Below are 24,631 nucleotides of genomic sequence, written 5' to 3' on the forward strand. Positions count from 1 at the left end.
GCTTTTTCCCCGAAAACCGCCGAATCCCAACCGCAACTTCCTTCCGAAGCTTCCGTAATATATAGAGCTTCATCCTGATTGTTCCATTACATCCTGAATCCTCCTTCCTATAATTGTGAACGCTTACATTCTCAAGAGAGGAGTATTACCATGGACCGTAATCTGATTGCATTGCTGCGCGTTCCTTACGGCAAGGGAGGCGCAAGGCGGGGAGCGGAGCAAGGACCGGATGCGCTAGTGGAGGCCGGGCTCGTCCGGCATTTGTCGCAGCTGGGCTTGCAGACGACAGACGAAGGGGCCGTCCTTCCTCCCGGCGCGCAAGACAGCGCTCAAGCCTCCGGGACGAAGCTGAAGCATCTGGAGGAAATCGCCGCTCTCAACAGCGATCTGGCCGACCGTGTCGCAGAAGTAGCCGCCAGCGGGCGGTTTCCGCTTATTCTCGGCGGCGATCACAGCATCGCCATCGGCACGATCGCCGGATTGACGAGACATTACCGCAATCTCGGCGTTATCTGGTTCGACGCCCACGGCGATCTGAATACCGAGGACACGAGCCCGAGCGGCAATATTCACGGCATGTCGCTCGCCGTCAATCTTGATCAGGGGCATCCGCTGCTCACCCGGATCAGGCGGGAATCGTCCCGCATCGATCCGTCGAAGGTGATCATTATCGGAGCGAGATCGCTTGATGAAGGCGAGCGTGCGTACATCCGCCAAGCCGGCATTACCTGCTTCACGATGCATGATATCGACCGCAAGGGCATGCCTTATGTGATGGAGCAAGCCTTGCGCATTCTCGGCGACGGAACCGATGGCGTCCATCTCAGCTTCGACATCGACAGCCTCGATCCAGCCGAGGCTCCCGGCACAGGGACGCCTATTCCGGGCGGGGTCAGCTACCGGGAAGCGCATCTGGCACTCGAAATGATGTATGAATCCGGCCTGATCACATCCGCCGAATTCGTGGAGGTCAGCCCGCAGCTGGACAGCCAGAAGCGGACGGTCCGTTTGGCCATCGGACTCATCGGCTCGCTGCTGGGCGAACAGATTTTATAACGGCAGGCGGGAGGCCATCCGAGACCATGCTCAGTTATCGTATTGGTGCGAGTAAAGGAGCAGACCAAGCGGCTTTTCCGCTCAGACCTGATTACATTTTTCCGTATTTTGAAAAAAGGAGGAGACAAGAGTGAATCAATCGATGCGAATTATCGACCAGACGGAGCAATACGGGGCGCGGAACTATCATCCGCTGCCGATCGTCATTTCGAAGGCGGAGGGCGTATGGGTCGAGGATCCCGAAGGGCACCGCTATATGGATATGCTGAGCGCCTATTCCGCCCTGAACCATGGCCATCGTCATCCGGCCATCATCCAAGCGCTCAAGGACCAGGCTGATAAGGTGACGCTCACCTCAAGGGCGTTCCATAATGATCAGCTCGGCCCCTTCTACGAGCGCCTCTCCGACCTGACCCGCAAGGCGATGATCCTGCCGATGAATACGGGCGCCGAGGCGGTGGAGACGGCCATCAAGGCCGTGCGCCGCTGGGGCTACGAGCGCAAGGGCATCCCGGACAACCAGGCCGAGATCATCGTCTGCGACGGCAACTTCCACGGCCGGACGGTCACGATTACGTCCTTCTCGTCGGAAGAGGAGTACAAGTCAGGCTTCGGCCCGTTCACACCCGGGTTCAAGCTCATCCCGTACGGCGATATCGGCGCGCTCGAGCGGGCCATCACGCCGCATACTGCCGCCTTCCTGGTGGAGCCGATTCAAGGCGAAGCCGGCATCATCGTGCCGGAGCCGGGCTTCCTGAAGGCGGCACGCGCGTTGTGCAGCCAGCACAACGTCCTGTTCGTCGCCGACGAAATCCAGACCGGGCTCGGCCGCACCGGCAAAATGTTCGCCTGCGACTGGGAAGAGGTCGTGCCGGATATGTACATCCTCGGCAAGGCGCTCGGCGGCGGCGTCATTCCGGTATCCGCCGTCGCGGCCGATGCCGAGGTGCTCGGCACGTTCACGCCCGGGTCGCACGGCTCCACCTTCGGCGGCAATCCGCTCGGCTGCGCCGTCGCCAACGCCGCGCTGGAGACGCTGGTCCGCGAGCGGCTCGCCGACCGGGCGCGGGAGCTTGGCGATTACTTCATGGACGGACTTGCCAAGCTCCAATCGCCGCGCATCAAGGAATTGCGCGGCCGCGGCCTGCTGATCGGGCTCGAGCTGACCGAGCCCGCCCGCCCTTACTGTGAGCAGCTCCAGAAGGTGGGCCTGCTCGCCAAGGAGACCCACGACCATACGATCCGCTTCGCCCCGCCGCTCGTCATTACGAAGGAAGAGCTGGACTGGGCATTGGAGCGGATTCGGGAAGTGCTGCCGGCGTAAGTCCGCTTCAAGCCAGGCCGCGACCCGATGGAATGATCATCGCCTCGAGACCGAACACAAAAAAAAGGGGCCGTCCCATAAGCAGTATTTAGCTTACAGTGAGACGGCCCCTCCTGATTCTCAAAGCTCGACTTGCCGAAAAGCTGCAAGAATGCAGTTTTTCGGTCTGACGTTTATTCCGTTACATCAATTCCTGTAAAACCGCATCAATTTCAGCCTATGCATATAGATAGATAGAAAGCAAAGATCAGCGGAAATAATGCACTTCTCAGGCTGTTGAGAAAGTCCAAGGGATTTTGTGGCACTTCATTTTTTATGTGGTGGATCTCGTCTCTCCGTAGAAAAAATCGATTTAAAACGCTATGGGTGCCAAGTTTTGAGTAGGAAAATGAACAATCTCCAACCCTTCTTAAAAAACAGGGGTTTTCTAACGGCCTGAAAACTGCACCATTTCCCTAGACACGTCTATCCGGTAGGCGAAATCCGCAAAACGGCACGATTTCTCCAGACACGCCTCTTCGGTAAGCGAAATCTGCAAAGCGGCACGATTTCACGCCTATTCGGTAAACTTGAAATCCTGCGCAAATACAGCAATTCGATATGGACGACTTCCCCAGAAAGGGATTCCTGCAAAACTGCAGGAATTTCACCCGTTTCGCTTCGGCTTGAAGCAAAAGGGCCTAAAATGATGTAGATTTGCAGCAATTCCTCGGGATGTGGACTCATTGAGCCGAAATTCCTGTAAAATAGCAGCAATTCCCTCCACACGTTCAAGCCCCAGGAGGCAACGATGCCTCCAGAAGGCAATGATACTTCCTGATGGCGATGATGCCCCCAGGATCCGACGCGGTCTCTTGGATCCCAAAAATCCGGCCGTCGAGAATTATATGGGGATTTTCGCCACTTTTTTATATAGTGGAGCTCGTCTCTCAGTAGAAAATATTCTGAGTGCCAAGTTTTGATTGTGTAAATGGACATCTCCGCCCATTCGTAAAAAACAGGGGTTTTCCAACGGCCTGACTTCTGCAGCAATTTAATAAAATATCGGCTCAAATAGTGTAAATTCCTGCATTAACGCAGGATTCATTTCCTCATCCATCTTCCGCAACCTTCCGCAGCCTTCCGCAGCCTTCCACCGCTTTTTCCGACGCCGTCTTCCGCCTCTATATTCTCTGCTGTCCTGTCTTGCCCGCATCCTTGTGCACTGAATGGGACAGCCTCGTTTTTCAGTAATTTAATCCTGCTGTGTCAAAATGAGCGGTCCGTCGGCCGTAATCGCGAGCGTATGCTCATACTGCGCGGACAAGCCGCCATCCTTCGTTCTCGCCGTCCAGCCGTCCGGATCGCGCTTGCTCTGCCAGACCCCGGTATTCAGCATCGGCTCGATCGTGATGACCATGCCTTCCTTCAGGCGCATGCCTTTGCCGGCAGGCCCGTAATGGAGCACCTGCGGCTCCTCGTGCATATCCTGCCCGATCCCGTGGCCGACGAATTCACGCACGACCGAGAAGCCTTCGGCCTCGGCCAACGTCTGAATCGCATGGGCGATATCGCCGAGGCGGTTGCCGATGACCGCTTGCTCGATGCCCTTGTACAGCGACTCTTCCGTCGTGTTGAGCAGATGGGCGGCCTCGTCCGAGATGTTGCCCACCGCGTAAGACCAAGCGGAGTCAGCCAGCCAGCCGTTCAGATTCACGACCATATCGATGGTGACGATATCCCCGTCCTTCAGCTCGGTCTCGCTCGGAAACCCGTGGCAGATGACATCGTTGACGGAAGCGCATGTCGCATAAGGATAGCCCATATAGCCTTTTTGCTCCGGTGTTGCGTGATGCTCCTTCAAAAACCGCTCCACAAAGCGATCGATTTCCATCGTCGTGATGCCCGGGCGGATCATTTTCGCAATCTCTTTGTGGCAGGCCGCCAATATTTTGCCCGCTTCGTGCATGTTGGCAATTTGTTCTTTCGTCTTGATAATAATCATATTCAACACCTCTTGGTTCGCTGCCGGGTCAGATTCGGAACGCTCCTTCGCTCCGCCCGGCGCTTGGAAATGGAAACGAGGTTCAAGTTCAATGCGAACTCCCAGTAAAAACAAAAAAAGCCTTGTATGCCAAGACTTCGCTCATTCGTCGTAAAAGTTATGGTGCGGTAGAGAGGACTCGAACCTCCACGGGCGTACGCCCACTACCCCCTCAAGATAGCGTGTCTGCCATTCCACCACTACCGCACGTATGTTGGGAACGATGCTTCCGCATTGCAACCATAAAAAGAAAACTGGTGAGCCATGAAGGACTCGAACCTTCGACACCCTGATTAAAAGTCAGGTGCTCTACCAACTGAGCTAATGGCTCGTGCTGACTGAACACTGCTGTCCGCCATATCATCCATAAAAAAAGATGGTGACCCGTACGGGATTCGAACCCGTGTTACCGCCGTGAAAGGGCGGTGTCTTAACCGCTTGACCAACGGGCCATGCCTTCAAAATTTCATCACCTCGCGGCGACAATTAAGAGTATAACAAACGACATGGCCGTTGACAAGCTTTTTTTTCGGTCTTTTTTCAATGTACTTTTCAGGGTCTTTTCCCGGGGGATTCGTGCAGGCCCGACCATCCGCAGCATCATTCTGCATCGATCTGCAAGAATCTAAAAATTGGGAACCATATCCCCTTCATGTCCACCTTCGCATGGACTTTTTTCGGATTTGTTCACCGGCAGAGTACGATCATCGCGATAGTTCCTATCAGCCGGTATCGTGAATCTAATCTCCTGCCCAACTCGTCCGGCGCGGTTCCCGCAACGCAACTGAACACAATTCAACTTCAGGAAAGCATGGCCGCAGCAGCACGCTTCTCACAGAATATAGGACAAGAACAGAGTCGCCGTCCCGAAATAGACCGTGAGCGAGAAGATATCGTTCAGCGTCGTAATGAGCGGGCCGGACGCTACCGCCGGATCGGCATTCATCCGGTACAGAATAAGCGGAATGACGGTCCCTGCCATCGTTCCGATAATGACCGTCAGGAACAAGGAGCTGCCGACGACAAGTCCGAGCGGAAGGCTGGACTGCCAGAAGCCCGCGACGAGCGCGACCGCGAGGCCGCATACGGTGCCGATGATGAGTCCGACAACCAGCTCGCGTCCGATCAGCTTGTGGATGGAGCCTTTGTCCAGCTTCTCCGAGGCCAGGCCGCGGATGACGACCGCCAGCGATTGCGTGCCTGTATTCCCCGTCATCCCGGCGATCATCGGCATGAAGAAGGTCAAGGCGACAACCTGCTGCAGCGTCTCTTCGAAGCGGCTGATAATGCTGCCCGACACCAAGCCAAGGAACAGCAGCATAATCAGCCAGGGCAGACGCCGCCGCGCCGCCGTGAACGGATTCGTGCGGAAATCGATCGTCTTGTCCGTAGCCGAGTATTTATTGAAATCCTCATGCGCCTCTTCCCGCAGGACGTCGATGACGTCATCGACCGTCACGATCCCGATCAGCCGGTTATTCTCATCCACGACCGGCATCGAGAGGAAGTCATACTGCTCGAACAGGCGGGCGACTTCTTCCTGATCCGTGTCGGCCGTAACCGAGATGACCTTCTCATTCATCAAGGATTGAATCGTCTCCGTCTCCTGGGCCAGCACCAGTTCGCGGTACGCGAGCGTGCCGACAAGACGCTTTTCTTCATTTACAACATAAAAATAATGCACATGCTTCGTCAATTCGGCGAATGCCTTCACCTTCTCGACGGCTTCACGCACCGTATAGCGCTGATAGAACCAGACGTAGCGGTTCGTCATCAGACCGCCGGCCGTCTCCGGCTCATAGGTCAAGAGCTGGCGGACCGTATCGCGCTCTTCCCGCTTCATCAGCGATAACAGGAATTCCTTCGCTTCCACGCTGACGGCCGCCATCGTATCGGCCAAGTCGTCGTTATCCATGCGGTTCAGTACTTCCGCAGCGCGCTCGTGCCCGAGCATCTGAAAAGACTCCAACTGCAGCGCCGGATCCAGCTCGCGCATGATGCCTGTAAGCTGATCGACGTCGAGCACCTCAAGCAAGCGGGAGCGCTGCGTTATCATCGCGTCCCGGTAGACGAGAGCGAGGTCATACGGGTGCCAGTACCGGAAGGCATGCCGGATCGATTCCTCGTCTCCCTCTAGAATCTGAATCGCCTCCGCCATAATATCTTCCGGCTCTCTGCCTCCACTGACCGCTTCGTTCGGGTCATTGGTCTGTTGTCTGCTCACGCCGTCACCTCCTTCATGATGTTCTGCCGGCTTGCTTCCCCCATTGGCCATCCGCCCGCTAAGGCCCATCTCTTCATGATATGATTAACACAATCTTTCGGTACCGACACATCGCACGGCCGTCGGGCAGCCGTGAACTTTACCTATTAAATCTTTCATATTATATGAAAAAAAGCAAGGATTAACCGCATTCCTTCCACTGCGGTCCATCCTTGCCGTTACTGCTACGCATGCCAATCCACTTCCGCCTTATTCGCCGGCCGAATAGGCGGCCAAGCTGCGAATATGCGGCTCTGCCGCCTCCTCTGTGACGCGGAGCCGAATGCGGGATGTCCGCGCCGGCTCGATGCGGTCGATTTTCTTGTGGCCGATGGCGCTTCCCGCTGCAACCGGCTTCCACTCCCCGCCGACCTCCGCTTCAATCGTGTAGGCACGCACCCGTTCCCCGTAGGCAATGTCCTCCATCGACACCACATGATCGATAAGCGCTTCCTCGTCCAGCACCAGCTCAAGCTCAGACCCCATCCCGGAGGCGGAGCCCAGCGGCCGCCCGAACCGGCGGCGGATCGCCGCCCCGAATTCGAGCACGCGCTCCGTGTCGGGATCCGGCAGCAGGCCGCGGATATCCGGAGACACATTCAGCAGCAGCGTCGTCCCATGCCCGACCGAGCGGTAGTACAAATCCATTAAATGATCGAGGGTGTGCAGGCTGTGCTCATCGTTGGGATGCCAGAACCAATGCCGCTTCCGGATCGGCACGTCGCATTCCGCCGGCACCCAGTCCGGCGTCTCTTCCATCCATGTATTCATGTCGCTCGTGAACATGCTGACCCGGGCGCTCTCCGCCGTGTTCCAGCACGGATACGGCGCAACTCCGTCCTCATTCCCGACCCAGCGGATCGTCGGAGCGCCCATATTGAAGATCATCGCATCCGGCTGATGCTGCTTCACGAGGCCGATAATACGCTTCCAATCGTATTCGCGCCCTTCGGAGCCTGCCCCGTCGAACCACACCTCGACGAGAGGCCCGTATCCGGTCAGCAGCTCGGTCAATTGCTCCGCATAAAAATCGTCATATGCAGCCGGATCGGCATAGCAGAGCGCATTGCGATCCCACGGCGACACATATACGCCGAACTTCATCCCTTCTTCCCGGCAGCCGTCCGCGACCTCGCGCACGACATCGCCCTGGCCGTTCTTCCACGGGCTCGATCGGACTGAATATTCGGTCGTCTTGGTCGGCCATAGACAGAAGCCGTCATGATGCTTCGCCGTCAAAATGACATACTTGAAGCCGGCTTCCTTCGCGGTCCGGATCCATTGGCGCGCATCCAGCTCCACCGGGTTGAACAATTCCGGGGAATCCGTCCCGTCTCCCCATTCCTGATCGCAATACGTATTGATGCCGAAGTGAAAAAACATCCCCAACTCCAAGTCCTGCCACGCCATTTGCTGCGGCGTGGGCACCGCCACCCTCTGATTCATCCTGCCGCTGCTCCTCTCTACCGATAGATTGGTTGTCGCTGCTCTCCAGATGACGGGGAGGCTGCCGTCCGGAATCCGCACCGCAGCGCTTCGTTCGGCAGCCTGCCCCTTATTTTTTCAACGCCTTCCTATAAATTTCAAGATATTTCGCTAATTGCAGCCCGTCAAACCCTTTTACATAAGCGTCCCAATCCTTGTCCACATCCTTGCTGCCGGTTATGAATTGGGCCATATTCGATTCGACGTAATCATTGATCGAGGTCTGCAGCTGCGCGGCCAAGGAAGCATCCTCCGCCGCAATGAAGATATCGGACGGGAAAGCGATCTCCGGCTTCGCGAACGGCTCGTATTTCTTGGATTCGGTGCGCAGACGCAGCCCATAGCCGTCTTCCGAATACATATCCTCCGGCACGGCGAAGGAGTCGCGCAGCTCGTTGGTCATTTTCATGATGCCAAGCTCTTGCCATGTTCCGTTCTGCACCTGGGCCACATTCGGCTTCGGCGTCTGCTTGAAGCGCGCCGGCGTTCCGTCCGCCGTCTTCTCGTCCGCCTCGGCCTTGCGGTATCCATCCCCTTCTCTGCCCATGCTGCTGAACAGGGTCGCTTCCTCCGAGTAGAGATAGTCCGCGAACCGGATCGCCGCAATCTGCTGTTCGGCCGTCGCCTTGTTCGTAATCGCGAACTGACCGTTGCCGGCGCCGACGAAATAGCCTGCAAGCTGCACGCCTTCCGGCCCCTTCAGCGGCGGAACCGTGACATAGTCCTTGTGGCGCGGGGTCAGCTCATTCGGCGAATACACATAGCTGATCAGCGCGGTTGCTACCGCTCCCATCACATTGTCCGGCCGGTTGCCAACCTGCTTCACGGCATCCGCGTTTTGGGTGAAGGACGCTTTGTCAATCAGCCCTTCCGCATACAGCTTATGAATGTAGCGCAGCCCTTCCCGCCATGGCTCCTGATTCGGCGAGAACTTCAATTCCCCGTTGTCCAGATACATATAGGTCGTGGCATCATTATAGATGAACGCATTCATCAAATACGCGTCCAGGCCTCCGCCCCACATGTCCTTTTTCCCGGCGGTCGTGAGCGGTATCTCATCCTGCTTGCCATTCCCGTTCGGGTCTTTCTCTTTGAATGCCTTCAAGGTTTCATAGAACTCATCCGTCGTCGTCGGCATCTTCAGCCCGAGCTGATCAAGCCACGTTTGGTTGATCCACATTTTCGAGGCATAGGTGCAGTGATAGCACTCGTTCACTTTAGGTATGGCGTAAATATTGCCGTCCGGCGTCGTTATCGCATCCTTCAAGTAGGGAATGTCCGCCATCGCCTGCTTAATGTTCGGCGCATACTTCTCAATCAGATCGTTCAGCGGAATGAAGACGCTCTGCTGGCCGTACTTCATTTGATCCGCCTTGCTGAAGGAGCCTGCCAGAATCACTTCCGGATAGTCGCCGCTCGCCATCATGAGCTGCTTTTTCTCCTCCAGCGCGCCTTCCGGCACGACATCCCATTTAATCTGGATATTGGTCTTCTCCTCCAGGAACTTCGTGAACTCGTTCGTCTCCAGATTCTCGATCGTCGCCGATTGGGGAGCGAACATTTTCAGCGTCATCGGCTCCTTCGCAATCGGGAATTCCCCGACCGGGCTGAACAGCTCCTCCGCCTTGGCCCCATCGGCCGGATCGGTTGCCGCGGCTCCCTGCTTCGCGCCCCCTCCTCCAGAGCATGCCGCCAGCAGCAGCGAGATGCTCAACAGCATGGCGAGCAAGACAGATCCTTTTCGTCTCATCATTAGACCCTCCTTGAAAATGTCATCTCATATCGAAATGCATGAGGCATGCAGTGTTACCCTTTTAACGATCCGATTAAGACGCCCTTCACAAAATGCTTCTGCACAAATGGATAGATCATCAGCACGGGCGCGCTGGCCACCACGATCAGCGAATATTTGAGCAGTTCGGCGATGCCCTGAAGCTGCAGCATGTCATCAACATTAGCCATCATGGTCGGGTCCACGGAATTGAGAATCAAAATGTTGCGCAGCACGATTTGCAGCGGGAACATGTCAGGCGATTTCAAATAAATGAGCGCCCCGAAATAGGAATTCCAATGCCCGACCGCATACATCAGCGTCATGACAGCCAGAATCGGCTTGGACAGCGGCAGCACGACGCTCGTAATGAAGCGGATATCGCTGCAGCCGTCAATCTCCGCCGCCTCCGACAGCTCCTCCGGGATGGACGACTGGAAGAAGGTGCGGGCGATAATGACCTGGAACACCGCCAAGGCGCCCGGAATGATCATCGCCCAGCGCGTATCAATCAGACCGAGCGACTTCACGACCATATAGTTCGGGATGAGGCCGCCGTCGAACAGCATCGTGAACACGATCAGCATCATGAGCAGATGCCGTCCATAGAACGTCGTTCGCGACAGCGGGTAGGCGATGAGCACCGTCATGACGACATTGACCAACGTGCCGAAGACGGCGTAGAAGATCGAATTCGCATAGCCAATCAATATATTGGAATTCGCGAAGACGGCCTTGTAGCCGGCAAGCGTGAACTCAACGGGAAAGATCCAGACCTGTCCCGAATTCACCGCCTGCGGCGAGCTGAACGAAGCGCTCACAATATGAAGCAGCGGGAATAAAATAATAACCAGGATCAATGTTAAAAACACGTACACGCCAGCGAGGAACAAGCGGTCGGGCAGTGATTCCCGAATCGTCGTGTTGCTCATGAACGAGAGCCCCCTTTACCACAGACTCGACTCGGACAGCCGGCGCGCAATCGCGTTAACCGTCACGATCAAGATCAGATTGATGACTGAGTTGAAGAGCCCGATCGCCGTGGAGAAGCTGAAGTTCGCATTCAGCAGCCCCACCTTGTACACATAGGTCGAAATAATTTCAGACGACTCCAGATTGAGCGGGTTCTGCATCAGATACATTTTCTCGAAGCCGACGCTCATCATGCTGCCGACATTCAATATAAGCAAAATAACCATCACCGGGAAAATGCTCGGCAAATCGATGTTCCATATTTTCTGGAACCGCGTCGCGCCATCGACCTTGGCCGCTTCATACAGCTCCGGGTTGACCCCAGCCAGCGCAGCAATATAAATAATCGCGCCGTAGCCCGTAAATTGCCATACATCGGACCAGACATAAATCGATTTGAACAGCTCCGGCCGTCCCATGAAGTCGATCCCTTCGAACCCGAAGAGCCGCAGGACATTGTTCACCATGCCGACATTCGGCGACAGAGCAACGATAACGATAGACACCATAATGACGGTCGAGATGAAATAGGGCGCATACGTCACCATTTGCACGGTTTTTTTGAACCAGCCGTTGCGAATCTCATTCAGGAGCAGGGCCAACAGGATGGGAGCCGGGAACCCGACCGCCAGTCCGTACAGGCTGACGACAATCGTATTGCGGATGTAATTCCAGAAGTAGGGGGACTCGAGGAACTGCTCAAAATATTTCAGTCCGACCCACGGGCTGTCCCAGATGCCCTGCACGACGTTATATTCTTTGAACGCGATCAGCACGCCGCCCATAGGCACATATTTGAAAATAATGAGGTAGGCGACGGGCAGCAGAACCAGCAGGTAGAACTGCCAATGCTTCTTGATTCGCTTGCCGGTGCCTGGGGCAAACGCGAAGCGCGATGTCAGGCGGCGGGATGCAGATCCGGGCGTGACGTTTGCCATGGGGCATTCCTCCTTTGTGAGCAACATAATAAGATGCATAAATGCAGAATGGTACCGCTTTCAAATTTCCGTGGCCCGTGGCAGGCTCTCGTCTCCGATCGAAGCGCATGAAGCGCATGTCGAAGTGCACGGCGAAGTCATGGCGAAGTGCATGGCCAAGTGCATGGCGCAAAGCGAAGTGATAGCTTCCGGCTTCCGGATTTCGACTTCCAGAACACTGGTCCGAATGCCTCCCGGGTTGAGTCTGATTATAGGCGACGGAATTCCGCCGGCACAATCAACCATTTTCCTGGCGAAGAACCATTTTCTCCCGTCGAGCTTCTCCTTGCGGCAAGCGGTCAATTGACCGTTTTCTCTTCGCTTGATAACTTTCGCCCGCCGCTTCCGGGCGGGATTGTCCCGCGCCTTCAGGTACCCTTAGCAGAACGTACCCGCCTGATCCGGAGCACACGATTTTCGGATTCCCGCACGTGTACCCCGAAAAAAACTGTAAAAGTACATCTTTTTCAGCAGCACTGGGGCGTGGGATAGTGAAACCTGCAAATATACAGGAATTCTCTCCGTTAGCGCTCGGATCGGGACCGTTTCGGGCAAAAAACTGCACTGCTGCAGCTTTCTAGCCCGTTCTCGTTCCGCCAGCGATCAATTCCTGCACTTTTGCAGGTCTCGCACTCCCCAATGATCACCAAAAAGGCGCCGTGCACGCACGTCGCCCTAATTTATTGCGCCACATCCGCCGAAGCGGCGGCGCTATAGCTGCTCCGGTATTCCCCCGGAGAGATGCCTTCCATTCGTTTGAAAACCCGGCTGAAGGAGACGGCCCCTCCATATCCGATCTGCTCCGCTATCGTCTGCACCGGCAGATCGGTCTGCCGCAGCAGCCGCTTCGCTTCTTCCAGCCGCAGCCCGATCAGGACATCGATGAATTTTTCGCCCGTTACTTCCTTGAAGCTTTTGCTCAGCAGCTTCGGCGCGATGTCGAACATCTCGCCCAGCAGATTCAGCGACATTTGCGGATTCGCGAAATGCTCCTGCACATAGGCCTGCACACGGCCGATAAGCTGGGCATTTCGTTCCTGATCAGCGGAGGCCAGGCGCTCCGCAGCCCGCTCCAGCCCGTCCCGCAGCGTCCGCTCCAGCTCCTCCAACGTCAGGCACGCATCCAGACGATCCAGCCAGGCCGCTTCCGGCGCTTCTTCCCCCGCACTCTTCAAGCGGCGTGCCACATCCGGCACCCATTGGCGGCAGGCATGGCGAACCTCCTCCCGGGTCAGACACCCGGCTCGGAGCAGCCCCACCCATTCCGACAGGCGGGCCTCGCGTTCCGCCGCCGTTCCCGTCAGGCTGTGGGCGAGGAAGCGCGCCAACGGCTGCAAATCCGGCGGCTCCCGGCGCAGCTCCTCCTCGATCAAGACCTGATTCGAGCCGCAGGTCATCTTCCGGTTCAAGGCGCGCAGCGCTTGATCCAGCGCATGCGGAATCGCCCGGATCGACGGTGCCGTGCCGCCGATGCCTGCCGTTGCCGTCCACTTCAGATAGCCGTTAATCCACACCAGCATATCCTGCACAATCGCCGTCAGCCGGCGTTCGGCTTCAGCCAGCGGAACCAGCTCCCCATCGCACTCCTCCGGGGGCTGCCACAGCATCGCCAACCGCTCTCCGGTCAGCCAGTCCGACCACAAGGACCAGCCATGCTGAGCGGCGGTCTCCTGGCATGCGGACTTGGCCGCATACTGCAGCAGGAACCGGTCCCGCTTCGAATACTCCTCGACGAAGGCGGCGTAATTGTCGATCTCCAGCACCGCGATGAGACATGGCCGTTCGGACGAGAGCGGCACATCAATATGCTGCGCCGTTCCGAGCGGATGATCCTCATATGTTCCATCCAGCCATTGACGGAACGTGTAATTGCGCAGGAAGAGCGCATCCTTCTTTCCCCGCTCGACAGACTGGTCCCGCTCCGCGAACATGCGATCCAGCGCCGATTCGATGACGGCGAATTCATCCCAGCGGACCGTGTCCGACCGCTTCGATGCCGGGGTCGCGGCAATCTCGTTCACGCGGTTCACCAGCTTCGCGATCGGCTGATAATGCCGATGAGTCACATAGACGATCCAGGCCACCGCAGCGAGCAGAAGCGCCATTCCCCCGATAATCCACACATTGAACCACCGTTCGGCGGACAGCACCGCCTTGTCTTGGCGGAACCCGCTCTCATATACCCAACCGGTATAGGGAGACATGTAATTCGAGACGACCTTGAAGCTTTTAGCAGTAGGGTTATCGGTATCATCAAACAGCAGATCATTCTCATCCTCATCCATGATGCGGATGCTGTTCAATTCGGTTCCGTACCAATCCTTCACCATCGATGTCACCGATGCGGCGGCGACATTGACAACGACCATCCCGCCGCTTCCGTCCAAATTCGGCATGCTGCGCACAAGCGAGATGACGCGCTTCGGTTCCTGGAAGTCGAATTCCTTGAATGGCCGGGCTCCAGTCCAGGGATAATCGGTGCTCTTCAGATTCCGGTGCTTCGCGATGAATTCCCGGTCAAGATACTGCTCCAGGCTCCATTCCTTGCTGCTGCTGAACACTTTGCCGTCCTGGAAGCGAACGAGGTAAATCGAGTCGATAAGCGGGTAGCTGGCACTCATTCGCCGCATCAGCTTCATGATTCCCATATGAAGCGGAACATCGTCATCCGTCGTTACTTGAAAAAAATGGGCAAGTTCCGGAGAGTTCACCACTTCGGAGACCAACGTCTGATCGATGGCTTTCAGCGAGGCATCGGTCGCGCGCAGCGTCTGCAGCAGAAGCGAGGCATTGGTGCGCATGGCGTCATTCCGGCTCTGTTCGCTCAGCGTCTGGAAAAAGACGAAGAACAAGAAGCTGACGACGATGATGAACACGGGCATATACGAGAACAGCAGACGGTAGAACCATCGCTTGGCATTCATCATGTGGCCTCCCTTACTTGAACCGCCATAAAGTAAACGCTTACATTTTGATAACAAAAAAATCCCTTGCGGGACTTATTGTTGAAATCGTAAGTGGCGGAGAGAGAGGGATTCGAACCCTCGCGGCTGTTACACCCTAACGCTTTAGCAAAGCGCCCCCTTCGGCCTCTTGGGTACCTCTCCGTATAAAAATGGCTCCCCGAACAGGACTCGAACCTGTGACAACTCGGTTAACAGCCGAGTGCTCTACCAACTGAGCTATCGGGGAATGACAAGTATTAATGTATCACAGGATAGAACAGATGTCAAGCTGGGGGAGATGAATTTGTTGCCCCTGTCATCTCCCCTCCATGCCTACTCTGCCGTCCCGCTCTCCTTCTCGAAATGCTTGGACAGCTCCACGATAAGCGCGCCCATCCGCTCCTCCTCGGGGATCATGATCCGCTGCACCCCTGCCTCAGTGATGGCAGCTGCCGTTACCTTGCCGACCGCGGCCATCCATGTCCGGTTGGCGAACACCTCCAGGAGCCGCTCGGTCAATCCGTTCCGATTCGCGTAATCGAACAGGAAGCGTGCCTGCGGAGCGCTTGTCATCGCGACGGCATCCACTTCCCCGGCGAGCAGTTCGCCCGTAAGCTGACGCAGCCCATCCTCTGGCGGCGGCGTATGGCGGTAAGGCATCAGCTCCATTGTATCGGCGCCGGCTTGCTTGAAGTACTGCACAAGCGCTGGCGCCGGATCGCCGTGCAGCTGGAGCGAGACGAGCCGCCCGGCCAAGCCGGTCCCGCTGGCGTCCAGCGAGCGCAGCAGGCCAGCTGTCGAGCCGTCATCATCCCGGACGGCAGGCAGGATGCCGATTCGCTTCAGCGCATTCACCGTCTTGTATCCGCGGGCCGCGTGCTTCATCTCCGTCAACTTGCGGAGGAACGCCTCCTCCTTGCCTGCTTCGCGGGCCGCTTCCAGCAGCCTGTCCAAGCCCATGCCCGTCGTCCAGACAGCCAGCGACACCGGCGCCTCCAGCAGCCTGTCGACTTCCGCCTCCAGCCGCTCGAAGCCCTCGAGCATCGTTCCTTGCGTTGGTCTCACCCAAGGCGTCCCGCCCTGCTTGCGCACGAGCGCGGACATTTCTTCCGCCTTGCGAGGCCCCGTGATGACAATCGTCTTCCCTTCCAGCTTAGCCATTATCCTTCCTCCCCGTCTCTGTGCGGACCGGAACGAGCCGGAGCTTGCCGCGGCAGCGCCCGCACACATATTTCGTCACATCCACTCTCCGCTTGCGGAGATAGGTGTGGCGGCACTCGACGCACTCCAGGCGGTAGCGGTAAGGCAGCCTGCGCTTGCCCTCCGCGCCGGGCAAGGAACGGCAGTAGCGCGAGCCTCCCACGGCCTGGAGCAGCTCCTTGAATTCGCGGTCGCGGTGCCGGTAGCCTCTTCCTTCCAAATGAAGATGGTAATGACACAGCTCATGCTTGATGATCCGTTCGACTTCCTCCTCGCCGAAGGCCTCCAGCTGCTTCGGATTGATCTCGATATGATGCGAAGCCAGCAGATAGCGGCCTCCCGTCGACTTCAGCCGCCCGTTATAGCGTGCCTGATGCCGGAAAGGCTTGCCGAAGTCCCGCAAGGACACCGTCTCCACCCATTGCTGCAGTGACTGATTCGTATAGGTCATCTGTATCACCCTGCTTCCCTACTTGAATTTGTACTGGAAGTCCAGTACACTGTCAAGAGTAGAATTGCGGATGAAGAGAGGGATTGCCGGATGGCGAAAATGCGCTATATTCTGTTTCAACTCGGGAGCGACTGGGAATTCGTCGAGATGCCTGCCGAATACGCCTACCAACTGAGTGCGCTGAATCTGCGCTTGCATAAGGAAATCAGTAAGCTGACAGCGGAACGGGTGCCGAAGCTGCCCGTGGCGATCGCGGAATGCGAGCGGCTGGAGCTGCTCCAGGAAGAGGCGGGCGCGGTCAATGGACTCGAATACATGAACCGGCTGGAACAGGCCTTCGCCGGGATTCAAGAGGAGCATTATCCCCTCATCGCGCTGCTGACGGAGATTCGGGCCCTGCAGGCCCAGATGGAGCAATGGTACGAAGCGGAGGCCGAAGCGGCCGGCATCCAGTAAGTGTAATGTCAGCCTAACAAGCCGCCAGCAATGAACCGAATAAGCAACGACCGATCATAACCGGAACGAAGCCCGCCGCTTCGTTCCGGTTTTTTGCGTCGGACCTGCACCAAATGCGACGGCGGCCCATAAGATAGCGTTACAACAAGGAATCTGCGTCCCCGGGCTGAAGGAGGGATACTCATGCCGCAATGGTTATGCAACCAGCTGATGCGGGCCTTTCACAAGAAAGACCGCCGCCAGATTAAGCTGTTGAACGAGTGCTGGTTTTTTTATCGTTCGAAGCAGCGCGTTCATCCGTAAATGCAAGCGCTATTTCCACAAATCCAAGGCGCCTAAGGACATGTCCGGACGGCAGCCGTAACCCCGATCGAATGAAGCCCCACGAGGCGCCCGTCTATGCGACGGACGGCAGCGGGGGCTTATTAGCGTTCGCGTGCAGGCGAACGCGGTATCCTTATTGCAGGTTATCGACGCTGGATCGCTTCATCGTCAAGCCGACGCGGCCCTTTTTCACATCGACGGACAGTACCCATACCGTGACATTGTCCCCTACGGAGACGACATCGAGCGGATGCTTCACATACCGATCGCTCAGCTGCGAGATATGCACGAGACCGTCGTTTTTGATGCCGATATCGACGAAGGCGCCGAAGTCAATCACGTTGCGGACCGTCCCCTTCAGCTCCATGCCCGGCTTCAAGTCTTCAATCTGAAGCACGTCCGTGCGGAATACGACTGGAGGCAGTTCCTCCCGCGGGTCACGGCCCGGACGGAGCAAGCTGTCGATAATATCCTTCAGGGTCGGCACGCCCACTTCCAGCCGTTCCGCATAGCCGTTCACGTCCACCTTCCGCAGACTCTCAGCCAGCTCTGGCGAGCCGATCTTGTCGGGACGGACCCCAAGCTCGGCGAATAGCCGGTCGACTACCAGATACGATTCCGGGTGAATCGGCGTATTGTCCAGCGGATGCGTACCGTCCGGAATGCGAAGGAATCCGACGCATTGCTGGAACGCCTTCGGTCCGAGGCGGGCGACCTTGGACAACTGCTTGCGCTCGGTGAATTTGCCATTCTCCTCGCGATGCTTGACAATATTTTTGGCCAGTGTCGCATTGATGCCCGATACATAGGACAATAGCGACGGGGAAGCCGTATTCACGTCGACCCCGACGTGGTTGACCGCAGACTCCACGACGGCGCCCAGACTCTCCTCCAGACGCTTTTGCGCGACATCGTGCTGGTACTGTCCGACGCCGATCGCCTTCGGATCGATTTTCACTAGCTCGGCGAGCGGATCCTGAATCCGGCGGGCAATCGAGACGGCGCTCCGCTCCGCTACATCGAGGCTCGGGAACTCCTCGGCCGCCAGCTTCGAAGCCGAATAGACGCTCGCCCCCGCCTCGCTGACAATCGCGTAATGAAGCTTCAAGTCCGGACGGGATTGAATCCAGTCGGCCACGAACTGCTCGGTCTCGCGCGAAGCCGTGCCGTTGCCGATGACGACCAGTCCGACGCGGTAAGAATCCGCGAGCCGGTTGAACGTCTTAACGGCTTCCGCCGTCTTATGATGCGGGGCGGTCGGATACGTGACGGCCACCTCCAGCAGCTTGCCCGTGTCGTCGACCACCGCCAGCTTGCAGCCGGTCCGGAAGGCAGGGTCGACGCCAAGCACGGTTTGCCCCCGCACCGGCGGCTGCAGCAGCAGGCTGCGCAGATTTTGGGCGAAAACTTGAATAGCCTGTTCCTCCGCCTTCTCCGTCAGTTCCCCGCGCACTTCCCGCTCAATCGAAGGCGCGATCAGGCGCTTATAGGCATCCTCGATCGTCGCTTGCAGCAGATCGTTCACGACCGAAGCGCCCCGGATCGTGCGCTTGCTCATATACGCTACGATCTTGTCCACGGGAATATCGAGAGCAACCTTCAGGATGTCCTCTCTCTCCCCCCGGTTAATCGCCAGAATCCGGTGGGACGGCAGCCGCTTGACCGGCTCCGAATATTCATAGTACATCTCATAGACCGATTCCTGCTCTTTATCCTTCGCTTCGGTGCGAATGACGCCCTGATCCATCGTATACCGGCGTACCCAAGCGCGTATATCCGGATCGTCACCCAGCATCTCCGCGATAATATCCTGGGCGCCCTGCAGCGCATCCTCCGCGGCCGGAACGCCCTTCTCTTCATTTACATACGCGGACGCCTCCTGCAGCGGATCGCCCTGCTTCGGCAAGGAGAGAATCCACTGGGCCAACGGCTCGAGCCCGCGTTCCTTCGCCACGCTGGCGCGCGTCTTGCGCTTCTGCCGGTATGGGCGGTACAGATCCTCCACTTCCTGCAGCTTCGCGGCATGGACAATCGACTCCAGCAGCGGCTCTGTCAGCTTGCCCTGCTCGTTGATGAGCCGGAGCACCTCGCCCTTCCGTTCCTCCAGGCCCCGCAAATAACCGAGCCGCTCCTCCAGCGTCCGAAGCTGCGTCTCATCCAGCTCGCCGGTCATCTCCTTGCGGTACCGGGCAATGAAAGGAATCGTGTTCCCTTCGTCCAACAGCTCGATCGTCCGTTGGACTTGTCCGCGTCCGAGAGACAATTCCGAGGTAAGCTGATGAAGGAGACGTTCCGGTTCGCTTGTCTTCATCTGTTCAATTGCCGCGTCTAATGCTTGGACTTCCATCGTTTCGTCACGTACGGTCATGTATGACTTCCTTTCCATACCTGTTCTGCAACCCTTTACAACCTACTCATTATTGTCGCAAAAACAAGCCGCAAAATCCACACTCTTCTTCATTGCGCCCTTTATGCCTGTATGAAGGAAGACGATCCGATGCGTTGGAGAACTCCGCGCTGGGCGTGATTCGACTTTTCGCAGTTCCTGGCAGCCCTCGGCGGCTCGCGTCGAATTGAGGGGAATAGGAAGCCTTCCCGGCAGAGTCAGGGCTTTTCGGACTAGGCGCTTTTTCGGATAGGCGCTATGACGTTAGGAGCATTTTAGGCGAATCATGCTCCACCTGATTGTCAAGATTATTGCGCTTATGTACAATTTAGTACACAATTAGAGCACTATAATGAACAGCATGCATCATATACGATATGAAAGGAGGCCCGTAATGTCTCGCGGACAACGGTGTGTTGTCCCGCCGCTACCGCGCACGAGAACATAAAGGCAACATCGCCCACTATGAAGAACCGGCTATGCAAAAACAAGGTTTATTATGGCAGTGAACCTATCGGCAATCCTTTTCACCAAACTTATTAGAGATAAGGAGTGTTCGAATGTTGAACAATAAGCTATCCGGTATCAGCGCAATCTGCTCAATGGCTCTCGCTTTATCCCTGCTGCAGCCTGCCCTCCAAATCCATGCCGAGCCTGCCTCATCTGCACAGCAGTTCTCTTCTTCCATAATTGCAACTGCCCCATCCTACTCCCAGCATGATCTCGATATGCTCAGCCGCGATCTCGCCGGCATTCCTCTGGACGGCAATTCCTATAACAGCGGCGCGGCCGCATTCGGGGAGCATGCCTTCGCCGTTGCTGCCGATCCGCGCTCAACCTCGCTTATGGCCGCGGCCCGTTACGGCCAAGGCCGCATCGCCGCAATTGGCGGGGAGGCATACTTCAAGCTTACCGAGCCCGATACGAGCCGCAATGCGATCGTCGCCCGCAACATATTGAACTGGCTTACGGAAGATTTACCGCTGAACTATGAACAAGCCCGTGCGGGACAAGGCCGTATTGCCATCATTACGAAGACTTCCGATTTCGCTGCACGTCCGGATCTGCCTATCGATATTACCCATGTCGACCGATGGACGGCCACAGATGCACACGGCAAGACTCTGCTTAATCACGATGCCTTTCCGGTTGCCTTTATCGACTATACCTATGTGGAGGAAGAGGAAGTGCAGCCGCTGCTGGACTACATACAGGAAGGCGGCCGCCTCGTCTTCAGCGCCAAGGGCTGGGTATTCGAGCAGTATCCATCCGTCTCGAAGGGCACCAATCAAGCCACTGCATGACAAGCTCGTCGGCACGGCGCCGAACCGAAGCTTGCCTCATCGAAGCATCTCCCTGCCTTACCGCTATGTAGGAGACATCCAGATCAGCGCCGGCTTCATGCATGCCGGATACCCGATCATGTTCTTCAATGATCCGTCCGCCATCGATGCGGTTACCGTGGATGGCATCACAACCCTGGACGGATGGGGCTGGTGGCATGAGACGGGCCATGAATATCAGCAAAATGCCTGGACCTGGGGCAAGGTGACGGAAGTAACCGCCAACATTTTCTCCCTGTACATTCAGGATCACTTCGGCAATCCGTCGCGCCTGCTGCAGAAGCGGTCCGACGGCATAACCATCTATGACACAGCCTTCAAATATATCGAGACGACAAATGCGGACAAAAACTTCAATGATGACAATCAGGCAGATGTGTGGACGCGTCTTGTCATGTTCCGCCAGCTTCAGCTCGCTTACGGCTGGGATCTGTACACGAAGCTGAACCACGACGCTCGCGAGATGCCTGCCGATCTGCTGCCGAAGACTGATCAAGAAAGAATCGATTTGTTCGTGACGAAGGCATCGCAGCTGAGCGAAAACAACTTGATGGAGTTTTTCGACAAATGGGGCCTAAAATATTCCGCTTCCGCCAAGAGCAAGGTGGAGGCTATGAAATTGCCGAAGCCGGAAACCCCGATCTGGACATTGAAGGACAAGGAAAAATGATTAGCAGCATAAGCAGGCAGATATCCGCATACGCACAATAGCGGCAAGGGGATGGCGCGTTGCCGCCGTTCCCTTCTTTTATGTTCAGGTACTCGCTTGGGGATACCTTTCAGACTCCTTTAGTCCAATATCCCTACCGCTCAGAATGGAAGTCCTTGAGAGCTTGTTCGTATTTGGGTTGTTCGCTTGTTCGTATTTGGATCCCACCTCGTTTTGAATCCTTGTGATTATTCTCCCTGTCGAACAGGTAAAATATCCTCCAACGTCCCTTATGAGGAATCTCCCCTCCGCTCAGGATCCCTTATTTTCTGAGGTGTTGGGATGCGGATATCAGTTAAAGTGAAACAAATGGCTGCAACAGCTGACCCTTAACTGCTCTGAGCCACGGGATATTGAACATAAGAGGGACAAATGACTCATATAGTTGACCTTGGCCACCCTGAGGCACGGGGATAGTGAATGTAAGAGGGACAAATGAGTCGCTTAGCTTGCCTTAACTGCTCTGAATAAGCGAGTATGCAAAAGAAATGTGCTGCCTCTAGAGGGATCCATGGGGATATTGAACATAGGAGGCACAAATGACTCGTTTAGCTTGCCTTAACTGCTCTGAGTCACGGGGATATTGAACATAAGAGGCACAAATGACTCGTTTAGCTGGCCTTGGCTGCTCTGAGCCACGGGGATATTGAACATAAGAGGCACATATATACCGCCAGCCCATTCAAGCAGGCAGCAAAAAAAGGCAGGGGCCCGCCCCCGCCCAAAGATACAGGTATTTCAAACGCGGTAACAAAAAAACGAGGCAGGCCTCGTTCAGTCGGTCGTAATCGGTTTTAAAAATCAATCAATCCGAGGCTGATAAGCAGCCCGTCATCGACCTTGTGCATCGTCTCTTCATCTAAGTGCGTTATTTTGTCGGTGAGCCGTTGTTTGTCGATGGTGCGGATCTGTTCCAGCAAAATGACGGAGTCGCGGTCGAAGCCATGCGTCTTCGCGTCAATTTCAACATGGGTCGGCAATTTGGCCTTCTGAATCTGCGCCGTAATTGCCGCCACGATGACGGTTGGGCTGAACCGGTTCCCGATATCATTCTGAATGACGAGAACGGGACGCACCCCTCCCTGCTCTGAACCTACGACGGGCGATAAATCCGCAAAAAAAACGTCGCCGCGCTTTACAATCAATGTCTACACCCCGCTAACCAGGCGGTCGAGCGTGCCATCCGCTTCGACTTCTGCGTAAAAAGCCTCGGATGCCATCGTCAAGTTAATTTTGGCCATTTCCATATAGCCGCGCTGCATCGATTCACGGATGTGACGCTTCTTGCGCTCTTGCAAATACAACTTCATCGCTTGGCGAATGAACTCGCTTCGATTCGATTTTTCCATAGCAACGATACCGTCCACTTCTTGCAATAGTTGGTCGGGCAAGCTGATCATAATTCGTTTGGTGTTCTGAATATTAGCCACCTGTCCTCGCACCCCCAAAGCCTTTGCTGCCTAGTACCCATTATGTCGATTCTGTAGAAAAATTATACAACAGCATATATATGCTACATCCATATCGAGTATGTTGCAGACCTTCTGCCTACAGACAATCCCTGATACATATTCTCTCTTCAACGTGAAAATCCTGCCGAAAATGTAAAAATGATTTCGGTAAAAGGTGCCATTTCCCTAAATTCCGTCAATTTATGGCAGATTCGGCGTATGCCCCGTCTTACAGCAACGGGTTAATCACTTTGACGGGCTTCCCGCTCTCGATATAGAGGCGCGGCATACGATGGGCAACCATGCAGACGACTTCATAATGGATCGTCCCGAGATGCTCGGCAATCTCCTCCGCCGTAATGCGCTCTTCTCCCTGCTCGCCAAGGAGCACCACTTCTTCTCCCGGTTCCGGCAAGGGCCCATCATGACCGAGCGGCTCCAGCGAGACCATGCATTGATCCATACAGATGCGCCCCAGCACCGGGACGCGCTGACCGCGGATCAGCATATGCGCTTTCCCGCTTAGCATGCGGGAATACCCATCCGCATATCCGACGGGAATGGTCGCAATGCACTCCTCTGCGCTCGTATAGTAATGCATGCCGTAGCTGATTGCCTCGCCGGAGGCAACCTTCTTCGCATGGACGATGGCCGTCTTGAGGCTAAGCACTGGCCGCAATTGAATTCGCTGCCGGTTCACATCGGCTGAAGGGTATAACCCGTAGGCGCTAATGCCCACCCTTACCATATCATATGCGGATTCAGGCAATTCCATGGCCGCCGCGCTGTTGCTCGCATGTATCAACGGAACGGTCAGTTCCTGTCTTCTTAGCTCATCGATGACGGCCTGGAACCGCTCCTGCTGCAGGCGGCTGTATGCTTGATCCTTTTCATCCGCACCCGCGAAATGGGTAAACATCCCTTCGACAAGCACACCCGGTATCGCCTGCAAGCGGCGCACGCAGCCGGCCGTATCCTCCGGCGTACGAAGACCCAGTCGTCCCATCCCGGTATCCGTCTTGACATGCACCTTGAGCAGGCGCCCGCCGTACCGGGCCGACAGCCCAGGTGCCTCTTCCTCCAGCTTGCGGATACACTCCTCGGTAAATACCGTCACGGAGATATCATGCTCAAAGGCGGCTTCAATCCCGGCAGACGGCGTATAGCCCAGTACCAGTATCGGCATCTGTACGCCGGCCCGGCGCAATTGCACGGCTTCATCCAGGAACGCCACGTTCACATAATCCGCTCCGAACCGTTCCGCGGCACGCGCGATCTCCACGGCGCCATGTCCGTAAGCGTTCGCCTTCACACAGACGCTCAGCTTCGTGGCAGACGGAAGCGCGGCACGAAAAGCTTCCATATTGTGATGTAGCGCATCCAGCGAAATCTCCGCTCGCGTCGGACGGTAATACGCCTCCATGGTCAGTCACCTTCTTCATGTCTGTTCATCCCGTTCCATGTAACAAACCTATGTTAATGCCCATGGCGGAGA

General features: G+C 56.3%; 20 protein-coding genes and 5 tRNA genes. 7 read left to right on the top strand and 18 right to left on the bottom strand.

What is annotated here, in order from left to right; translation table 11 throughout:
- Positions 1 to 150 precede the first annotated feature (150 nt).
- Both rocF and DQX05_RS26305 read left to right on the top strand, forming a co-directional pair.
- On the top strand, positions 151 to 1,056 hold the full coding sequence (gene rocF / locus DQX05_RS26300; protein WP_119796273.1) for an arginase: 906 nt from the start codon (positions 151 to 153) through the stop codon (positions 1,054 to 1,056).
- Between the two features lie 142 nt (positions 1,057 to 1,198).
- Positions 1,199 to 2,380: an ornithine--oxo-acid transaminase gene (locus DQX05_RS26305; protein WP_397336094.1), complete on the top strand. Its 1,182-nt coding sequence runs from the start codon at positions 1,199 to 1,201 to the stop codon at positions 2,378 to 2,380.
- A gap of 1,234 nt (positions 2,381 to 3,614) precedes the next feature.
- Here DQX05_RS26305 and map read toward each other — a convergent pair.
- From map to DQX05_RS26350, 9 genes are all read right to left on the bottom strand, one after another.
- The gene (gene map, locus DQX05_RS26310) at positions 3,615 to 4,364 is read right to left on the bottom strand and encodes a type I methionyl aminopeptidase (RefSeq protein WP_119796275.1); all 750 of its coding nucleotides are present in this window, start codon (positions 4,362 to 4,364) and stop codon (positions 3,615 to 3,617) included.
- Positions 4,365 to 4,524: 160 nt separating this feature from the next.
- A tRNA-Leu gene (locus DQX05_RS26315) sits at positions 4,525 to 4,610 on the bottom strand.
- Between the two features lie 48 nt (positions 4,611 to 4,658).
- A tRNA-Lys gene (locus DQX05_RS26320) sits at positions 4,659 to 4,734 on the bottom strand.
- Positions 4,735 to 4,780: 46 nt separating this feature from the next.
- Positions 4,781 to 4,855, bottom strand: a tRNA-Glu gene (locus DQX05_RS26325).
- Between the two features lie 380 nt (positions 4,856 to 5,235).
- Positions 5,236 to 6,627: a magnesium transporter gene (mgtE, locus tag DQX05_RS26330; RefSeq protein WP_119796276.1), complete on the bottom strand. Its 1,392-nt coding sequence runs from the start codon at positions 6,625 to 6,627 to the stop codon at positions 5,236 to 5,238.
- 249 nt (positions 6,628 to 6,876) lie between these two features.
- Positions 6,877 to 8,112 carry an alpha-L-fucosidase gene (locus DQX05_RS26335; protein ID WP_119796277.1) on the bottom strand — a complete coding sequence of 412 codons (1,236 nt, stop codon included), beginning with the start codon at positions 8,110 to 8,112 and terminating at the stop codon, positions 6,877 to 6,879.
- A 109-nt stretch (positions 8,113 to 8,221) separates the two neighbouring features.
- On the bottom strand, positions 8,222 to 9,901 hold the full coding sequence (locus DQX05_RS26340) for an ABC transporter substrate-binding protein (protein WP_119796278.1): 1,680 nt from the start codon (positions 9,899 to 9,901) through the stop codon (positions 8,222 to 8,224).
- 56 nt (positions 9,902 to 9,957) lie between these two features.
- Positions 9,958 to 10,854 carry a carbohydrate ABC transporter permease gene (locus tag DQX05_RS26345; RefSeq protein WP_119796279.1) on the bottom strand — a complete coding sequence of 299 codons (897 nt, stop codon included), beginning with the start codon at positions 10,852 to 10,854 and terminating at the stop codon, positions 9,958 to 9,960.
- A 15-nt stretch (positions 10,855 to 10,869) separates the two neighbouring features.
- Positions 10,870 to 11,832 (bottom strand): ABC transporter permease, encoded by a 963-nt coding sequence (locus DQX05_RS26350; RefSeq protein WP_006680052.1) that lies wholly within the window; start codon positions 11,830 to 11,832, stop codon positions 10,870 to 10,872.
- A 16-nt stretch (positions 11,833 to 11,848) separates the two neighbouring features.
- Here DQX05_RS26350 and DQX05_RS26355 point away from each other — a divergent pair, with 16 nt between their 5' ends.
- Positions 11,849 to 12,178: a hypothetical protein gene (locus DQX05_RS26355; RefSeq protein WP_147385232.1), complete on the top strand. Its 330-nt coding sequence runs from the start codon at positions 11,849 to 11,851 to the stop codon at positions 12,176 to 12,178.
- A gap of 373 nt (positions 12,179 to 12,551) precedes the next feature.
- Here the strand turns inward: DQX05_RS26355 and DQX05_RS26360 are convergent, their stop codons facing one another.
- The 5 genes from DQX05_RS26360 to DQX05_RS26380 form a co-directional block, all read right to left on the bottom strand.
- On the bottom strand, positions 12,552 to 14,795 hold the full coding sequence (locus DQX05_RS26360) for a helix-turn-helix domain-containing protein (RefSeq protein WP_119796281.1): 2,244 nt from the start codon (positions 14,793 to 14,795) through the stop codon (positions 12,552 to 12,554).
- Positions 14,796 to 14,889: 94 nt separating this feature from the next.
- Positions 14,890 to 14,978 (bottom strand) — tRNA-Ser (locus DQX05_RS26365).
- 9 nt (positions 14,979 to 14,987) lie between these two features.
- Positions 14,988 to 15,063: transfer RNA gene (locus DQX05_RS26370), tRNA-Asn, on the bottom strand.
- 86 nt (positions 15,064 to 15,149) lie between these two features.
- The gene (locus tag DQX05_RS26375; RefSeq protein WP_119796282.1) at positions 15,150 to 15,977 is read right to left on the bottom strand and encodes a uroporphyrinogen-III synthase; all 828 of its coding nucleotides are present in this window, start codon (positions 15,975 to 15,977) and stop codon (positions 15,150 to 15,152) included.
- Complete coding sequence (locus DQX05_RS26380) at positions 15,970 to 16,467, bottom strand: SprT family protein (protein ID WP_119796283.1); 498 nt, start codon at positions 16,465 to 16,467, stop codon at positions 15,970 to 15,972. Before DQX05_RS26380 ends, DQX05_RS26375 begins: the two co-directional genes overlap by 8 nt.
- Before the next feature lie 90 nt (positions 16,468 to 16,557).
- Here DQX05_RS26380 and DQX05_RS26385 point away from each other — a divergent pair, with 90 nt between their 5' ends.
- Both DQX05_RS26385 and cmpA read left to right on the top strand, forming a co-directional pair.
- Positions 16,558 to 16,923, top strand: coding sequence for a hydrolase/acyltransferase (locus DQX05_RS26385; RefSeq protein ID WP_119796284.1), 366 nt, complete (start codon positions 16,558 to 16,560; stop codon positions 16,921 to 16,923).
- A 183-nt stretch (positions 16,924 to 17,106) separates the two neighbouring features.
- Entirely contained in the window at positions 17,107 to 17,226 is a 120-nt protein-coding gene (gene cmpA / locus DQX05_RS26390; RefSeq protein ID WP_006677697.1) for a cortex morphogenetic protein CmpA, read from the top strand.
- A gap of 154 nt (positions 17,227 to 17,380) precedes the next feature.
- Here cmpA and DQX05_RS26395 read toward each other — a convergent pair whose 3' ends face one another.
- Positions 17,381 to 19,615 carry a Tex family protein gene (locus DQX05_RS26395; protein WP_119796285.1) on the bottom strand — a complete coding sequence of 745 codons (2,235 nt, stop codon included), beginning with the start codon at positions 19,613 to 19,615 and terminating at the stop codon, positions 17,381 to 17,383.
- 578 nt (positions 19,616 to 20,193) lie between these two features.
- Between DQX05_RS26395 and DQX05_RS32580 the strand changes: the two genes are divergently transcribed.
- Both DQX05_RS32580 and DQX05_RS32585 read left to right on the top strand, forming a co-directional pair.
- The gene (locus DQX05_RS32580; protein WP_259392243.1) at positions 20,194 to 20,937 is read left to right on the top strand and encodes a hypothetical protein; all 744 of its coding nucleotides are present in this window, start codon (positions 20,194 to 20,196) and stop codon (positions 20,935 to 20,937) included.
- A 31-nt stretch (positions 20,938 to 20,968) separates the two neighbouring features.
- A complete protein-coding gene (locus DQX05_RS32585; protein WP_259392244.1) occupies positions 20,969 to 21,646 on the top strand; it encodes a M60 family metallopeptidase in 678 nt (225 codons plus the stop codon).
- Between the two features lie 833 nt (positions 21,647 to 22,479).
- On the opposite strand, the gene DQX05_RS26405 is transcribed toward DQX05_RS32585, so the two are convergent.
- From DQX05_RS26405 to alr, 3 genes are all read right to left on the bottom strand, one after another.
- Positions 22,480 to 22,830, bottom strand: coding sequence for a type II toxin-antitoxin system PemK/MazF family toxin (locus tag DQX05_RS26405; RefSeq protein WP_006677694.1), 351 nt, complete (start codon positions 22,828 to 22,830; stop codon positions 22,480 to 22,482).
- Positions 22,831 to 22,833: 3 nt separating this feature from the next.
- Positions 22,834 to 23,115: a CopG family ribbon-helix-helix protein gene (locus tag DQX05_RS26410; protein WP_040731899.1), complete on the bottom strand. Its 282-nt coding sequence runs from the start codon at positions 23,113 to 23,115 to the stop codon at positions 22,834 to 22,836.
- A gap of 250 nt (positions 23,116 to 23,365) precedes the next feature.
- Positions 23,366 to 24,559: an alanine racemase gene (gene alr, locus DQX05_RS26415; RefSeq protein WP_119796286.1), complete on the bottom strand. Its 1,194-nt coding sequence runs from the start codon at positions 24,557 to 24,559 to the stop codon at positions 23,366 to 23,368.
- Positions 24,560 to 24,631: the final 72 nt, after the last annotated feature.

It is taken from the genome of Paenibacillus thiaminolyticus (assembly GCF_003591545.1).
Classification (GTDB): domain Bacteria; phylum Bacillota; class Bacilli; order Paenibacillales; family Paenibacillaceae; genus Paenibacillus_B; species Paenibacillus_B thiaminolyticus_A.

Excerpts from the sequence above, each read along its gene's own strand:
- rocF (WP_119796273.1), top strand. The coding sequence starts at position 151 with ATGGACCGTAATCTGATTGCATTGCTGCGCGTTCCTTACGGCAAGGGA.
- DQX05_RS26305 (WP_397336094.1), top strand. The coding sequence starts at position 1,199 with ATGCGAATTATCGACCAGACGGAGCAATACGGGGCGCGGAACTATCAT.
- map (WP_119796275.1), bottom strand. The coding sequence starts at position 4,364 with ATGATTATTATCAAGACGAAAGAACAAATTGCCAACATGCACGAAGCG.
- DQX05_RS26335 (WP_119796277.1), bottom strand. The coding sequence starts at position 8,112 with ATGAATCAGAGGGTGGCGGTGCCCACGCCGCAGCAAATGGCGTGGCAG.
- DQX05_RS26340 (WP_119796278.1), bottom strand. The coding sequence starts at position 9,901 with ATGAGACGAAAAGGATCTGTCTTGCTCGCCATGCTGTTGAGCATCTCG.
- DQX05_RS26345 (WP_119796279.1), bottom strand. The coding sequence starts at position 10,854 with ATGAGCAACACGACGATTCGGGAATCACTGCCCGACCGCTTGTTCCTC.
- DQX05_RS26350 (WP_006680052.1), bottom strand. The coding sequence starts at position 11,832 with ATGGCAAACGTCACGCCCGGATCTGCATCCCGCCGCCTGACATCGCGC.
- DQX05_RS26360 (WP_119796281.1), bottom strand. The coding sequence starts at position 14,795 with ATGAATGCCAAGCGATGGTTCTACCGTCTGCTGTTCTCGTATATGCCC.
- DQX05_RS26375 (WP_119796282.1), bottom strand. The coding sequence starts at position 15,977 with ATGGCTAAGCTGGAAGGGAAGACGATTGTCATCACGGGGCCTCGCAAG.
- DQX05_RS26380 (WP_119796283.1), bottom strand. The coding sequence starts at position 16,467 with ATGACCTATACGAATCAGTCACTGCAGCAATGGGTGGAGACGGTGTCC.
- DQX05_RS26385 (WP_119796284.1), top strand. The coding sequence starts at position 16,558 with ATGGCGAAAATGCGCTATATTCTGTTTCAACTCGGGAGCGACTGGGAA.
- cmpA (WP_006677697.1), top strand. The coding sequence starts at position 17,107 with ATGCCGCAATGGTTATGCAACCAGCTGATGCGGGCCTTTCACAAGAAA.
- DQX05_RS26395 (WP_119796285.1), bottom strand. The coding sequence starts at position 19,615 with ATGACCGTACGTGACGAAACGATGGAAGTCCAAGCATTAGACGCGGCA.
- DQX05_RS32580 (WP_259392243.1), top strand. The coding sequence starts at position 20,194 with ATGTTGAACAATAAGCTATCCGGTATCAGCGCAATCTGCTCAATGGCT.
- alr (WP_119796286.1), bottom strand. The coding sequence starts at position 24,559 with ATGGAGGCGTATTACCGTCCGACGCGAGCGGAGATTTCGCTGGATGCG.